This window comes from Streptomyces verrucosisporus (assembly GCF_017114865.1).
GTDB lineage: Bacteria > Actinomycetota > Actinomycetes > Streptomycetales > Streptomycetaceae > Streptomyces > Streptomyces fenghuangensis.
Window position 1 is genome coordinate 449,523 of record NZ_JADEYH010000001.1, and the last position, 13,378, is coordinate 462,900.

Below are 13,378 nucleotides of genomic sequence, written 5' to 3' on the forward strand. Positions count from 1 at the left end.
CGGCCCCGAGCCCGCCCGGGCGGCTTCCTGTCGTGAAGGCGCACGGGCCGACCGCCGCGCCCGGTCCCCGGTGTCGCGGCGGTCGGCCCGCGTCCTGTCACCGGGCCGCGCCCCGGGGCGTCCCCAGCCCCAGCGAGCCGGTCATGAAGAAGGCCCCCTCCACCCAGCGGCCCGCCCAACCGTCCGGTGCCGGGGCGTGCGGGAGCTGAGCGTCGGAGACGGCGACGTCCACCTCGATCCCGCCGAGCGTGCGCACCCTCAGGCGGTGGAAGGCCCCGCCGCCGATCTCGTTCTCGACGCGCTCGGCGGTCACCACACCGCCCGCGAACAGGGCCTGCGCCGCGGGCGCCCAATCCCGGCCCGAGTCGTCGGGGCGGAACAGCCCGGAGGGGATGAGGTACTCCGGAGCGAACGCCGGCTCGCGCCCCCGCTGCGCCGCGTCGTACGCCGCCCGGTCCTCGTACAGGTCGATCCGCTCGGCGAGCGCGCTCAGCCGCACGAACCCCTCGGTGGGCGCGCCGCCCTGCCGCCTTCCCAGCGCACGCAACTCCACGCGGTCGGTCAGCTCCACCGGCAGCGGGCACAGTGTCCGGCCACCCACGCCGTCCAGCAGCTCCATGTGCGCGACCCCGTCCGGGGCCAGGGCGATGCCGCGTACCGGCACCGGCGCCCCCCGGGGGACCAGGGCGGGCAGTACGTGCGTCAGCGAGCCCTCGCAGTCGATCTCCAGTTCGACCCGGGCGCCGCCCGAGCCGGTCCACACCACCCGCATCGAACCCCCGTCCACCGGCTCCGCACGGCCGAGGGCGTACAGTCGCCGCAGCAGTTCGCCGTACTCCTGCCTGCTGCCCGCCTTGAGGCCGATGGCTCCGAAGTGACTGGTCATGATGCCCCCGTGGGATCGATCGGCTTCGACAGCCACCTACCGTCCTCCGTCCGACCGGGGGCGGCAATCGGATTTCGCCCCGGGCGCCGGGGAAGGATGGACGGCGGACCGGCCCCGTCCGCGGCGGCGGGTCCGCCGCCCGCACCCGCCCCGACCCCTGGACAGCCCGTGCCGATATCAGTCCTCCGCCCGGTTTCCGCCACCGCCCTCGTGCTGGGCGCCGCCCTGTTCCTGACGGGCTGCGAGTCGATCGACCTCGAAGTCCCGCCCCCGGCGACGGAGTCCGGCGCGCCTGCCGGACGCGCCGTCAGCCCGCTGGAGAACGAGGAGGGTACCGAGCCGGGGCTGGCGCCGGTGTCCTCCGCGGCCGACCGAGAGAGGGCCCGCGAGGTCGTGTCGGAACTGGCGGCCAAGGGACGCGGGCCCAAAACGGGTTACGACCGGGACGAGTTCGGCTACGCGTGGATGGACACCGCCGACGGGGTGCCGCTGGCGCGCAACGGCTGCGACACCCGCAACGACCTGCTGGCCCGCGACGGCGAGGAGTTGCGCTTCCGTTCCGGCTCCGACTGCGTGGTGGTCGCCATGACGCTGGCCGACCCCTACACGGGCGAGGAGATCGCCTGGAAGAAGCAGGACGCCGCCGAGGTGCAGATCGACCACGTGGTGCCGCTGTCGTACGCCTGGCAGATGGGCGCGTCCCGCTGGCCGGAGGACAAGCGCGAGCGGCTCGCCAACGACCCGCTGAACCTGCTGCCGGTCGAGGGCCGCGCCAACTCGGCCAAGGGCGACTCCGGCCCGGCCTCCTGGCTGCCGCCGAACAAGCGGATCCGGTGTGCCTACGCGGTGCGCTTCGCGCAGGTGGCCCTGGAGTACGGGATGCCGGTCACCGGACCGGACAAGGAGACGATGCTGCGGCAGTGCGGAGGCTGAGACCGCCCGGCGCCGGGCGGGCGGCGGGGTGGACAGGGCGGTCTGGTGGAGAGGGCCGGTCTTCCCCAGCATGGGGGTACCGGCAGTATCCGCCGGCACCGTCCCCACCGGGAGGAACCATGAGACGCCCGCCCGCACCCGCGACCGTCCTGGCGTTACTGGCCGCCCTCGCCACCGTACTCCTCGGCGCGCCCGCGGCCTCCGCCGCCTCCACCACCTCCGCTTCGGCGGCGCCGATCGCCGTCCGCGGCGGCGACGTGCTGTACGACAGTCAGGGGCACCGCTGCATGGTGGCCTTCAACGCCCGCCGCGGCACCGCGTACTACGGCCTCGCCGCGGGGCACTGCATGGGTTCGGAGCCCACCACCTGGTACGCCGACGCCGCACGGACCGTGCCGGTCGGCACCACCGCGGCCCGGAGCTTCCCCGGCAACGACTACGGGATCATCCGCTACACCAACACCACCCTGTCCTACCCCGGGGAGGTGAGTCTGGGCGGCGGGGCCGTCCGGGACATCACCGGCGCCGCCTCCCCCCGTGTGGGCCAGTCCGTCTGTCATGTGGGCCGGGCCACCGGGCTGCGCTGCGGCACGGTCACCGCGGTCAACGTCACGGTCAACTACCCCGGCGGCATCGTCTACGGGCTGTTCAGGTCGAACGCCTGCTCGGAGCCGGGTGACACCGCAGGCCCCGCCTTCTCCGGCACCACGGCCCTCGGCGTCATCGTGGGCGGCAGCGGCAACTGCGTCTACGGCGGCGCCACGTACTACCAGCCCGTCACCGAGATCCTGGCCGCGTACGGGCTGAGCCTGTACTGAGGCCGGCGGGAGCACCCGGACGGGAGACGCCGGGCTCCCGGAGGCGTACTTGGCAGGGGATGCGACACCTTTTAGTTTGACGGTGTTCATTCAAATCGGAGGTGCCGTCGCAAGCGGTGCCTCCGGCCGCCGAGGAGGACCGTATGTTCGGCTGGAGAAGACCTCAGGCCCGTCGGATCACCGGCATCGCCACCGCCGTGCTGACCCTGGCGGGAGCGCTGTCCCTGGCCGCCCCGGCGGGGGCCGCCGCCGGTGACCGGCAGGGCGCCGGCCCGGAGGCGGCCGTGGCCGAACGCCTCGCCGAGCGCGGGCGCGCCGAGACCGCCGCCGCGTCGGCGCACGACGCTACGCGCGTCAACGTCACCCGCGACGCGGGAGGATGGGCCTTCGGCACGGCCGTGCTGGCGACCGAGCCCGGCTCGCAGCGGATGCCCAGGGGCTGGCTGTTCCTCGCCGAGCGCGAGGGCGGAAGCTGGCGGGTCGCCCTGGAGGGCGAGGAGCGGTTCGCCGAGCTGTCCCGGCGCTCCCCGCTGGTCGGACCCCGGGAGAAGCCCCTGTTCGCCGGACTCGACGGCAGGCAGGGCAGGCAGGACGGGCAGGGCGGTCGGGACAAGCCCCCGGAAGGCGGCGGCCCGGGCGGCGGCGAGGCCGTCGCGTACGGCGCGGGCGACTACCGCACCGGCATGGCGCTGCCGACGACCGTCGGCGCCGACACGGTCATGACCAGCGGCCCCCACGGCTGGAGCGGCAGCGCGGCGCCGTGGAGCTCGCTGGACTTCGCCGGGGGCGACGAGGTGGTGCGCGCCGCCCGGCAGGGCACGGCCTACACCATGTGCCGGGGCTGGATACGGGTCGTCCACGACCGCGGCTACGCCACCGACTACTACCACCTGTGGAACAGCATCAGCACCGACGGCGGCTGGGTCGGCGCCGGCGCGTTCCTCGGCCACACGGGCACGGACGTCACCTGCGGCGGCGCCGCGTACGGCCGCCACGTCCACTTCGGCCTGATCCAGAACGGCTCGTACATCCCGGTCGCGGGCCACAACCTGGGCAAGTGGGTGATCTACAACGGCTCCGCCGCCTACCAGGGATCGGCGATGCACGGAAGCCGGCGGGTCGGCGCCGGCGGAACGCTGTACAACTACGGCGCGCTGGGCCTGAACCAGGCCGTGATCGACGCCAACGGGGGCGGCCACGTCAACAAGCGCACCGGCCCCGGCACCGGTTACGCGGTCACGGGCTCGGCCGCGGACGGAGCCACGGTCACCGTCTCCTGCTCCGCCTCCGGCACCTCGCACACCGGCCGCTACGGAACCACGAGCCTGTGGAACAGACTGAGCGACGGCACCTGGATCAGCGACGCCTATGTGTGGTCGGGCGTCAACGGCCCGGTCAGCGGCTGGTGCTGAGGCACCCCGCCGACCGCACCGCCGGAGCGCGGTGCGGTGCGGCCGCCGGGCCGCGGTCGTAGACGGAGTACGCCGACGGGAGCCCGGACGGGGAGACGAACCGACCGACTTTCCCGCGAGGACGGCCGTAATCACGCATACCGCCGTCGTCACGGTGACCACGGGGGTACCGTGCGTCGCCGAACGAACGGACTGGAGGCGGGGGTCGTGAGCACGACACGGCGAACGGTCGCGGCCGCACTGGTGGCGGCCGGTGTGCTGCTGCTGGGCGGATGCGGTCAGACGGACGGCACCGGGGGACCGGCCGGCGCCGGGGAGGCCGGAGCCGGCCGGTCCCTCCCCGCGGAGCTGGTGGGCAGTTGGAGCACCGAGCGGTCCGCCAACTTCGACACGACCGTCTTCAGCTTCTACGAGGACGGCTTCTTCACCCAGGAGGCCGGGACGAGCATGGTCACGGGCCGCTACGAGGTCAGGGACGGCACGCTCGTGACCTTCCCCGAGGAGGGGAAACCGAAGGAGTACACCTGGAGGGTGGGGGAGGGCGGCTGCCTGCATCTCGACGGAGTCCGCCACTGCCCGTACTCCTGAGCCCGGGGCCGGTTCGGCTCCCGCGGCCGGTGCGGGCGGTGGTCAGTGGGCCGCGGGCGGCGGCGGGGGCGGCAGGTGGCCGCACAGCCGCGGGCAGACGACCGTCCGTCCGGGTGCCGCGCCGGTCCCGGCAGGCGGGCGCCGGGCGTGCTCACTCCCGGCCGCCGGACGGCACCGCGCCCGCGGGGGGCGCCGGTGGAGGGATCCGTTGAAACAGCAGAGCCTGTGCGGGGACCGGGACAGAAAGCGGGGGGAAGGCAACACGCTCACACCGTATCGGCCCCGGCCCGTTTCCGGACCCGCCGTGTGAGTACCGGCACACCGGCCGCACGGAGTACGGGACTTGTGCCGCGTCAGCCGGAGGACTGGCCGCCCGGACGCGACTCGCTCGGACGCACGATCACGAATCCGTCGCCGTCCAGCCTGAGTTGGGCCACCTCGCCGGAACCGCCGCGGATCATCGAACCGAAGCTCTGCGAGCGGTGCAGCGAGGTGTCCAGCCGGGCACTCCAGCCGACGACCGCGTCGGTGTCCACGAAGACCGGGCTGCCCGGGGAGACGGGGATGACGATGGGCGTGCCCTCGCAGACCACCCCCAGCCTGCCCTGTCCGGTGAAGACGCTGTTGAACAGGCCGCCGCCGGCCATACCGGCGCCCTTGACCGTCCTCACCTCGTACTGGAGGGTCGCGTCGAAGCACAGGACGTTGCGCCCGTTGACGGTGAGGCTGTCGCCGGGGCCGATGTCGACGAGGAAGCAGTTGGCGGAGTCGTGGGCGAACCACGCCTCGCCCCGGCCGCGGACGGACATCAGGGCGAGACCCTCGCCGGTGACGGAGCGTTTGAGGAAGTTCCCCACCCCCTGCCCCTTCCTCTCGAACCTCAGGTCTCCGCGGAAGGCGATCATCGCGCCCTGCCGGGCGTAGCACTCGCCGTCCACCACGTACCGGATCGACTGCGGGTTCTGCAGGGACATGCCGGGGGCGGTGGCCGGCCGGACCGTGTTCTCGGAGGCGAAGAGGTCGCTGCGCATGGGCGTATGCTCCCCGGAACCCGGGATCCCGCCAAGACGCCGCGCTCGGCCCGGTCGGCGGACCGCGCGGCGGGGAGCGGCGGCGGTGCCGATAGCGTGTGCCCATGGCGATTGACGGGACGAGGGCGGCCGACGGGCTCGGGGACGCTCCGGGGAGCGTGGGGCCGACCGCGACGACACAGGCGCGGGCGGACGAGGTGGGCGCCGTGCGGATGGCGTACGCGCCCGATCCGGACGGCGACCCCGACCCCGGCGAGATCGTCTGGACCTGGGTGCCGTACGAGGAGATGGACGGACGGGGCAAGGACCGGCCCGTCCTGGTCGTGGCGCGCGAGACGGCCGGCACCCTGCTGGCCGTCCAGCTCTCCAGCAGGCGGCGGGACGGCCAGCATGACTGGGTGCCGCTGGGATCCGGCCCCTGGGACCGCTCCGGGCGGGACTCGTGGGTGGACCTGGACCGGGTGCTGCGCGTCCACCCGCAGGGGATGCGGCGCGAGGCGTGCGCACTGGACCGGGCGAGGTTCGCCCGGGTCGCGCACAGCCTCCAGCGGCGGTACGGCTGGCGCTGACCCGGGCGCATACTGGCCCGGTACGGCACATCCGGCTCACAGCGCTGCCGCGAAGGAGGCCACCGTGGACGGTCGGCTCAGCCCCATGCCCGAGGACTGGAACCGCGCGCTCGCGATCGTCGCGCACCCCGACGACCTGGAGTACGGCGCCGCCGCCGCGATCGCCCGGTGGACCGCCGCCGGGCGGGAGGTCGCCTATGTGATGGCCACCCGGGGCGAGGCCGGGATCGACACCATGGAGCCCGAGCGGGCGGCACGGGTGCGCCAGGCGGAGCAGCTGGCGAGCGCGGCCGTGGTCGGGGTGGAGGAGGTGGAGTTCCTGGACCACCGGGACGGGGTCGTCGAGGAGGGCGTCGCCCTGCGCCGCGACCTGACCGCCGCGATCCGCCGCCACCGGCCCGAACTGCTCATCACCCTCAATCACCACGAGACCTGGGGCGGCGTCAACTGGAACACCCCCGACCACCGGGCCGTCGGCCGCGCGGTGCTGGACGCGGCCGGGGACGCGGGCAACCGCTGGATCTTCACCGACCTGGCGGACCGGGGTCTGGAGCCGTGGGACGGGGTGCGCTGGGTGGCGGTCGCGGGGTCGCCGCAGCCGACGCACGCCGTGGAGGTGGCGCAGGAGGACGTGGACCGGGCCGTCGCCTCCCTCGCCGAGCACCGCGCGTACATCGGGGCGCTCAGCGACAAGGAGCCCGCCGAGTACGCCCGCGAGTTCGTCACCGGCGTGATGGACATGCTCGCCGAACACACCGGCGGGCGGCGGGCCGTGGCCTTCCAGGTGTACCCCAGGGGATGACCGCGGCGCCCGGCCCGTGCGCCGCGGCGGTGCGGCAGGGGCGGGGCGTCACCGGCCGTCCGGGGCCGGCGGGCCGAGCCTCAGGCGCAGGGCGAGTGTGGCGACCGGTAGGAGCAGGGCCGCTCCCATCGCGTTGAGCCAGCCGTAGCCCGCCTGCGCGACGACCAGGCCGGCGAGCGCGCCGCCCGCGCCGGCCGCGGCGTTCATGGACAGGTCGGACAGCCCCTGGACGGCCGCGCGGGCGCTGTGCGGCACCGAGTCGGTGAGCAGCGTGGAACCGCCCACCAGCCCCGCCGACCAGCCCAGCCCGAGGAGGAACAGGCCCGTGGCGCTTCGGAGGTGGTCGCCGTCCGCCGTACCGGCGACCAGCGCCGCGCACGCCAGTACCGCGACGCCGGCCAGGATGACGGAGATCCGGCCGATCCGGTCGCACAGCCAGCCCATCAGCGGGGAGAGGGCGTACATGCCCGCGATGTGGACGCTGATGACCAGACCGATCAGCTCGATGCCGGCGCCGTGGTGGCCGAGGTCCACCGGGGTCATCACCATGATCGAGACCATGGTGGCGTGGGAGGCCGCGACGGCCACCAGGGCCAGCCGGGCCCGCGGCGAGACGGCCACGGCACGGAACCCGGCGCGCAGCGAGCGGCTCTCGGCGGACTCCGGTGCGTGCCCGTCGGCGGCGGCCAGGGCGCGGGCGGTGAGCAGGGGGTCCGGCCGCAGCAGGACGAACACCAGCGCCGCGGCCAGCAGGAAGACGCCCGCGCCCCACAGGAACGGGCCCGCCGCCTCGGGGATGCCCAGGCCCCCGACGCTCCGCCCGGCCGGGGCGGCGATGTTCGGACCGAGGACCGCGCCGATGGTCGTGGCCCACACCACCGTGGAGATGGCCCGTCCGCGGTGGGCGGGCTCGGCGAGGTCGGCGGCGGCGAAGCGGGCCTGGAGGTTGGCGGCGGAGCCCGCGCCGAAGGCCGCCGTGCCCAGCAGCAGAAGGGGGAAACTGCCCAGGACGGCGGCGAGCACCACCACGCCCCCGCCCACCGCTCCGACCAGATAGCCCAGGGCGAGGCCCGCGCGGCGGCCGCGCGCGGCGGTCAGGGCGGCGAACGGCAGGGACAGCACGGCCGTGCCCAGGACCGACGACGTCATCGCCAGACCGGCCAACCCCTCGGAACCGCTGATCTCCTCGGCCAGCACGGCGGCCAGCGCGATGCCCGTGGCCACGCCCAGCCCGCCCAGGATCTGGCCCGCCACGAGCACGGCGGTGGTGCGGCGGCGCAGCGCGGCCAGGCCCGCCGAGCGGGGGTCCGCGGCGGTGCCGCGGGGGCCGGGTATGCCGGGGAGACCGTCAGCAGCGTCGGCGGTTTGGGAGGTGTCCTTCACGAGAAGGCAGTCTGCCAGCCGGAGGTGGCCGGGGGAGGACGCGCGGCAAGCGAGGTTCGCCACAGGAGGAACTCGAGCGGGACCGGGCCGGGGAAGCCCCCCCGCCCGGGGCCCGCGGGCGGAACACGGGGTGACGTGGGACGGGCGTTCAGAACAGCGGCGCCGGAAGGACCCCCTCCAGCGCGAGCAGCGCCCGCTTGGTCTCCAGCCCGCCGCCGAAGCCGCCCAGCCCGCCGCCGCTCTCCACCACCCGGTGGCACGGAACCACGACCGGCAGCGGGTTGGACCCCATGGCGACGCCCACCGCGCGTGCCGCGCCCGGCTCGCCGACGCGGTCGGCCAGGGTCCGGTAGCCGACGGTGCTGCCGTAGGGCACGGAGTCGGCCAGCGCCCGCAGCACCCGCTCGTTGAACCCCGAGGTCAGGGACCAGTCCAGGGGCAGGGAGAACTCCCGCAGCCCGCCGCCGAAGTACGCCTCCAGCTCCCGGGCCGCTTCGGCCAGGACCGGATCGTCCCCGCCGGGGGCCGGCTCGGCACCCAGCCGCGCGGCGAGCCGGGCCAGGCACCGGCGCACCGTCCGCTCCCCGGCGTGGAGGACGACGGTCACCAGTCCCTGTCCGGTCGCCGCGAGCAGCAGAGGGCCGATCGGGGTGTCCCGTACGGTCCAGGCCGTGGCCGTGGCGGCGCCCCCGGCCGGTGTCTCGGTCATGGGGCGAGTCTACGGAAACGCCCCCCGCCGCGGGCCGGTACGCGGACGCGGTCCGCGGCGGGCCCGGCCGTGGTCCGGTCAGGCGGCGGGGAAGGCGGCCCCCGCTTCACGCGCCGCCTCCCGCGCTTCCTCCATCGCCTCCTCCAGCTCCTCTTCCCGGGACTCCTGCAGCGCTTCCTCGCGGGCCGCCTCCGCAGACTCCTCCCGCCCGCCGTCCCGGGCGGCGTCCCCGGCACCGGACCGGGTGGCGTCCCGGATGACGTCCGGGTAGTTGGAGATGATCCCGTCCACGCCCATGGCCGCGACCCGGCGGGCCGCCTCCGCGCTGTTCACCGTCCAGGTGAAGACCTCCAGCGGCTTGCCGTGGGGGCCCTTCAGCGCCTGGACCCGCCGCACGTACTCCCCGGTCAGGGTGGTGTGGGGCGGGTTGATCTGGTCGCTGAACCGCGCGTACAGCGGCAGTTCCTCGACGGAGGGGGTGCCCAGGAAACCGGTCCTGACGGCCGGCGCCTGCTCGTGCACGGCCCGAACCGAGTCGGCCCCGAAGCTCTGGATCACCAGCTTGCTCCGCACGTGCCGCCGGTCCAGCCAGCCCTCGCCGCGCAGCTCGCCCAGGATGTCGGCCTCGATCCCCGGGTAGAGCTCGGGCCGCTTGATCTCCAGCAGCAGATTCTGGCCGGTGCGGTCCAGATGCCGCAGGTACTGCTCCAGGGTGGGCACCCGCTCGCCCGCGTACAGCGGGTCGAACCAGCTTCCCGCGTCCAGCTGCGCGATCTCGGCGGCGGTGAAGTCCGCGACCCTCCAGGGCGCGCGGTCGGGGAAGACCTCCTCGACGTCCGTGGTGCGGCTCAGGGTGGCGTCGTGCATCACGACGAGTTCGCCGTCCCTGGTGCGCTGCACGTCGTTCTCCACCCACCTGACGCCCAGGGCACGGGCGGCGTCGACGGCGGCCAGGGTGTTCTCGGGCGCGTAACCGGAGGCACCGCGGTGCGCGACCGGGACGGGGGCCCCCGCCGTCGGCGCGGCCGACGGTGCGGCCTGGGCGGGGACGGCTGACAGGACGAGCGCGCAGAGGCCGGCGAGTGAACCGGTGACGGTGGCAGCGGGGCGTAGGGGCACGGGGGACTCCTCACGTCTTCGGTGCACTGACCTCAGAAGCATTCCGGCATCGGCGGCCGGTTACATGGGCGGGAAGTGGACAGAACCTGAACGCTTCAGGGAAACCCCTCGCCGGTGGCCGGCCGCGGCCGGCCACCGGCTGCCCCGGCCGTTGCCCCGGCCGCGCTCCGGAAGCCGCCCCCGGTTGTCAGTCGCGGGACGTAACGTGGTGGACATGCGGCCCCAGACCCAGATCGAACGCAGGACGGCGCCCTTCGAGGTCGTCAGTCCCTATCAGCCCAGCGGCGACCAGCCGGCGGCCATCGACGAGCTGGCCGGGCGCGTCACGGCAGGCGAGAAGGACGTCGTCCTGCTGGGCGCGACCGGCACCGGCAAGTCGGCGACCACCGCGTGGATGATCGAAAGGCTCCAGCGGCCGACTCTGGTGATGGCGCCGAACAAGACGCTCGCGGCCCAGCTCGCCAACGAGTTCCGCGAACTCCTGCCGAACAACGCCGTCGAGTACTTCGTGTCGTACTACGACTACTACCAGCCCGAGGCGTACGTTCCGCAGACGGACACCTACATCGAGAAGGACTCCTCCATCAACGAGGAGGTCGAGCGGCTGCGCCACAGCGCGACGAACTCGCTGCTCACCCGGCGCGACGTCGTCGTGGTCGCCTCCGTCTCGTGCATCTACGGCCTGGGCACGCCGCAGGAGTACGTCGACCGGATGGTGCCGCTGAGGGTCGGCGAGGAGATCGACCGGGACGCGCTGCTGCGCCGTTTCGTCGACATCCAGTACACCCGCAACGACATGGCGTTCACCCGCGGCACCTTCCGGGTGCGCGGCGACACGGTCGAGATCTTCCCGGTCTACGAGGAGCTGGCCGTCCGCATCGAGATGTTCGGCGACGAGATCGAGGCCCTCTCCACGCTCCACCCCCTCACCGGCGAGGTCGTCTCCGAGGACCGGGAGCTGTTCGTCTTCCCCGCCTCCCACTACGTCGCGGGCCCCGAGCGCATGGAGCGGGCCGTCGCGGGGATCGAGGCGGAGCTGGAGGAGACCCTGGCCCGCATGGAGAAGCAGGGCAAGCTGCTGGAGGCGCAGCGGCTGCGGATGCGGACGACGTACGACATCGAGATGATGCGGCAGATCGGCACCTGCTCCGGCATCGAGAACTACTCGCTGCACATCGACGGCCGTGAGAAGGGCTCGCCGCCGCACACCCTGCTCGACTACTTCCCCGACGACTTCCTGCTGGTCATCGACGAGTCCCACGTCACCGTCCCGCAGATCGGCGCCATGTACGAGGGCGACGCCTCGCGGAAGCGGACCCTGGTCGACCACGGTTTCCGGCTGCCGTCCGCGATGGACAACCGTCCGCTGAAGTGGGAGGAGTTCCTGGGGCGCATCGGGCAGACGGTCTATCTGTCGGCGACACCGGGGCAGTACGAGCTGTCGCGCTCCGACGGCGTGGTGGAGCAGATCATCCGCCCCACCGGCCTGGTCGACCCGGAGGTCGTGGTCAAGCCCACCGAGGGCCAGATCGACGACCTGGTGCACGAGATCCGCACCCGCACCGAGAGGGACGAGCGCGTCCTGGTCACCACGCTGACCAAGAAGATGGCCGAGGACCTGACCGACTACTTCCTGGAGCTGGGCATCCAGGTCCGCTACCTGCACAGCGACGTGGACACCCTGCGCCGGGTGGAGCTGCTGCGCGAGCTGCGCGCCGGCGAGTACGACGTGCTGGTCGGCATCAACCTGCTGCGCGAGGGCCTGGACCTGCCGGAGGTCTCGCTGGTGGCCATCCTCGACGCGGACAAGGAGGGTTTCCTGCGCTCGGGCACCTCCCTGATCCAGACCATCGGCCGCGCGGCGCGCAACGTCTCGGGTCAGGTGCACATGTACGCCGACAAGATCACCCCGGCGATGGCCAAGGCCATCGACGAGACCAACCGGCGCCGGGTCAAGCAGATCGCCTACAACGAGGCGAACGGCATCGACCCGCAGCCCCTGCGCAAGAAGATCGGCGACATCGTGGCGACGATCGCCCGCGAGGAGGTCGACACCCGGGAACTGCTGGACAGCGGCTACCGCAAGGCCGGCGCGGGAGAGGAACGCCGGGCCAAGGCCCCGGTGCCCGACCTCGGCCGCGCGGCGGGCGCGGACGGCGACCGCGCACGGGGCGCGGCGGGCAGGGGCCGGGAGGCCGGCCGGCCCACCGACCGGCCCGCCGCGGAACTCGCCGAACTCATCGAGGAGATGACCGAGCGCATGCGGGCCGCGGCGGCCGAGCTGAAGTTCGAGGTGGCCGCCCGGCTGCGCGACGAGGTCGGCGAACTGAAGAAGGAGCTGCGGCAGATGAAGGAGGCGGGCCTGCGGTGATGTGAGGGCGATGCGGGTCGGCGGAGCGCGGGCGAGTGTTGCAGGAACGACACAAAGCCCACCCGCCCCGTCCGCGCCGCCGACGGCGGTGCGTAGGGTTCGTGGCGGTCGCCTCGGACGGCGGCCGATCGCAATGGCTGGAAAGAGGGGAACGCACGTGACGGTCAACTTGTCCAAGGGGCAGGCGGTCAGCCTGCAGAAGTCCGACGGGGGCACCCTGACCGCGGTGCGGATGGGGCTCGGCTGGCAGGCGGCTCCCCGCCGGGGCCTGTTCGGCCGCCGCACCCAGGAGATCGACCTGGACGCCTCGGCCGTGCTCTTCGCCGGTCAGCAGCCCGTGGACGTCGTCTTCTTCCGCCATCTGGTGAGCGACGACGGCTCCGTGCGGCACACCGGCGACAACCTCGTCGGCGGCGCCGGGCAGGGCGGCGACGACGAGGCGATCCTGGTGGACCTCCAGCGGGTGCCGGTCCACATCGACCAGATCGTCTTCACCGTGAACTCCTTCACCGGTCAGACCTTCGCCGAGGTGCAGAACGCCTTCTGCCGGCTGGTGGACGAGACGAACGGTCAGGAGCTGGCGCGCTACACCCTCACCGGCGGTGGCGGGCACACCGCGCAGATCATGGCCAAGGTCCACCGCCAGGGCGAGGGCTGGCAGATGACCGCTCTGGGCACCGAGGCCAACGGCCGCACCTTCCAGGACCTGATGCCCTCGATCACCCCCCTGCTGTAGGAGGGGCGAGCGGCCGGGGCC

General features: G+C 73.7%; 13 protein-coding genes. 8 read left to right on the forward strand and 5 right to left on the reverse strand.

Annotated elements, in window-relative coordinates; translation table 11 throughout:
- Positions 1-97: 97 nt before the first annotated feature.
- Complete coding sequence (locus tag IQ279_RS02060) at positions 98-886, reverse strand: hypothetical protein (protein ID WP_206346492.1); 789 nt, start codon at positions 884-886, stop codon at positions 98-100.
- Between the two features lie 168 nt (positions 887-1,054).
- Between IQ279_RS02060 and IQ279_RS02065 the strand changes: the two genes are divergently transcribed.
- The 4 genes from IQ279_RS02065 to IQ279_RS02080 all read left to right on the forward strand — a co-directional run bounded on the left by IQ279_RS02065 (position 1,055) and on the right by IQ279_RS02080 (position 4,637).
- On the forward strand, positions 1,055-1,819 hold the full coding sequence (locus IQ279_RS02065; RefSeq protein ID WP_372445060.1) for an HNH endonuclease family protein: 765 nt from the start codon (positions 1,055-1,057) through the stop codon (positions 1,817-1,819).
- A 119-nt stretch (positions 1,820-1,938) separates the two neighbouring features.
- Entirely contained in the window at positions 1,939-2,637 is a 699-nt protein-coding gene (locus IQ279_RS02070; RefSeq protein ID WP_206346494.1) for a S1 family peptidase, read from the forward strand.
- A gap of 143 nt (positions 2,638-2,780) precedes the next feature.
- Positions 2,781-4,049, forward strand: coding sequence for a hypothetical protein (locus IQ279_RS02075; RefSeq protein ID WP_206346495.1), 1,269 nt, complete (start codon positions 2,781-2,783; stop codon positions 4,047-4,049).
- 207 nt (positions 4,050-4,256) lie between these two features.
- The gene (locus IQ279_RS02080; protein WP_206346496.1) at positions 4,257-4,637 is read left to right on the forward strand and encodes a hypothetical protein; all 381 of its coding nucleotides are present in this window, start codon (positions 4,257-4,259) and stop codon (positions 4,635-4,637) included.
- Between the two features lie 353 nt (positions 4,638-4,990).
- On the opposite strand, the gene IQ279_RS02085 is transcribed toward IQ279_RS02080, so the two are convergent.
- Positions 4,991-5,668 (reverse strand): AIM24 family protein, encoded by a 678-nt coding sequence (locus tag IQ279_RS02085; RefSeq protein ID WP_206346497.1) that lies wholly within the window; start codon positions 5,666-5,668, stop codon positions 4,991-4,993.
- Positions 5,669-5,772: 104 nt separating this feature from the next.
- Between IQ279_RS02085 and IQ279_RS02090 the strand changes: the two genes are divergently transcribed.
- Positions 5,773-6,237, forward strand: coding sequence for a type II toxin-antitoxin system PemK/MazF family toxin (locus IQ279_RS02090; RefSeq protein ID WP_206346498.1), 465 nt, complete (start codon positions 5,773-5,775; stop codon positions 6,235-6,237).
- A gap of 85 nt (positions 6,238-6,322) precedes the next feature.
- The gene (locus IQ279_RS02095; RefSeq protein WP_206346672.1) at positions 6,323-7,039 is read left to right on the forward strand and encodes a PIG-L deacetylase family protein; all 717 of its coding nucleotides are present in this window, start codon (positions 6,323-6,325) and stop codon (positions 7,037-7,039) included.
- A 48-nt stretch (positions 7,040-7,087) separates the two neighbouring features.
- On the opposite strand, the gene IQ279_RS02100 is transcribed toward IQ279_RS02095, so the two are convergent.
- The 3 genes from IQ279_RS02100 to IQ279_RS02110 form a co-directional block, all read right to left on the reverse strand.
- Positions 7,088-8,374 carry an MFS transporter gene (locus IQ279_RS02100; RefSeq protein ID WP_307792091.1) on the reverse strand — a complete coding sequence of 429 codons (1,287 nt, stop codon included), beginning with the start codon at positions 8,372-8,374 and terminating at the stop codon, positions 7,088-7,090.
- A 196-nt stretch (positions 8,375-8,570) separates the two neighbouring features.
- Positions 8,571-9,131 carry a methylated-DNA--[protein]-cysteine S-methyltransferase gene (locus tag IQ279_RS02105; protein WP_206346499.1) on the reverse strand — a complete coding sequence of 187 codons (561 nt, stop codon included), beginning with the start codon at positions 9,129-9,131 and terminating at the stop codon, positions 8,571-8,573.
- Between the two features lie 78 nt (positions 9,132-9,209).
- Complete coding sequence (locus IQ279_RS02110; RefSeq protein ID WP_206346500.1) at positions 9,210-10,292, reverse strand: glycerophosphodiester phosphodiesterase; 1,083 nt, start codon at positions 10,290-10,292, stop codon at positions 9,210-9,212.
- Between the two features lie 172 nt (positions 10,293-10,464).
- Here IQ279_RS02110 and uvrB point away from each other — a divergent pair, with 172 nt between their 5' ends.
- A complete protein-coding gene (uvrB, locus tag IQ279_RS02115) occupies positions 10,465-12,621 on the forward strand; it encodes an excinuclease ABC subunit UvrB (RefSeq protein WP_206346501.1) in 2,157 nt (718 codons plus the stop codon).
- Between the two features lie 157 nt (positions 12,622-12,778).
- Positions 12,779-13,357 carry a TerD family protein gene (locus IQ279_RS02120; RefSeq protein WP_206346502.1) on the forward strand — a complete coding sequence of 193 codons (579 nt, stop codon included), beginning with the start codon at positions 12,779-12,781 and terminating at the stop codon, positions 13,355-13,357.
- Positions 13,358-13,378: the final 21 nt, after the last annotated feature.

Bases quoted from the DNA above. Each gene is read 5' to 3' on its own strand.
- IQ279_RS02085 (WP_206346497.1), bottom strand. From the start codon at position 5,668: ATGCGCAGCGACCTCTTCGCCTCCGAGAACACGGTCCGGCCGGCCACC.
- IQ279_RS02070 (WP_206346494.1), top strand. From the start codon at position 1,939: ATGAGACGCCCGCCCGCACCCGCGACCGTCCTGGCGTTACTGGCCGCC.
- IQ279_RS02060 (WP_206346492.1), bottom strand. From the start codon at position 886: ATGACCAGTCACTTCGGAGCCATCGGCCTCAAGGCGGGCAGCAGGCAG.
- IQ279_RS02095 (WP_206346672.1), top strand. From the start codon at position 6,323: ATGCCCGAGGACTGGAACCGCGCGCTCGCGATCGTCGCGCACCCCGAC.
- uvrB (WP_206346501.1), top strand. From the start codon at position 10,465: ATGCGGCCCCAGACCCAGATCGAACGCAGGACGGCGCCCTTCGAGGTC.
- IQ279_RS02110 (WP_206346500.1), bottom strand. From the start codon at position 10,292: ATGCTTCTGAGGTCAGTGCACCGAAGACGTGAGGAGTCCCCCGTGCCC.
- IQ279_RS02075 (WP_206346495.1), top strand. From the start codon at position 2,781: ATGTTCGGCTGGAGAAGACCTCAGGCCCGTCGGATCACCGGCATCGCC.
- IQ279_RS02090 (WP_206346498.1), top strand. From the start codon at position 5,773: ATGGCGATTGACGGGACGAGGGCGGCCGACGGGCTCGGGGACGCTCCG.
- IQ279_RS02105 (WP_206346499.1), bottom strand. From the start codon at position 9,131: ATGACCGAGACACCGGCCGGGGGCGCCGCCACGGCCACGGCCTGGACC.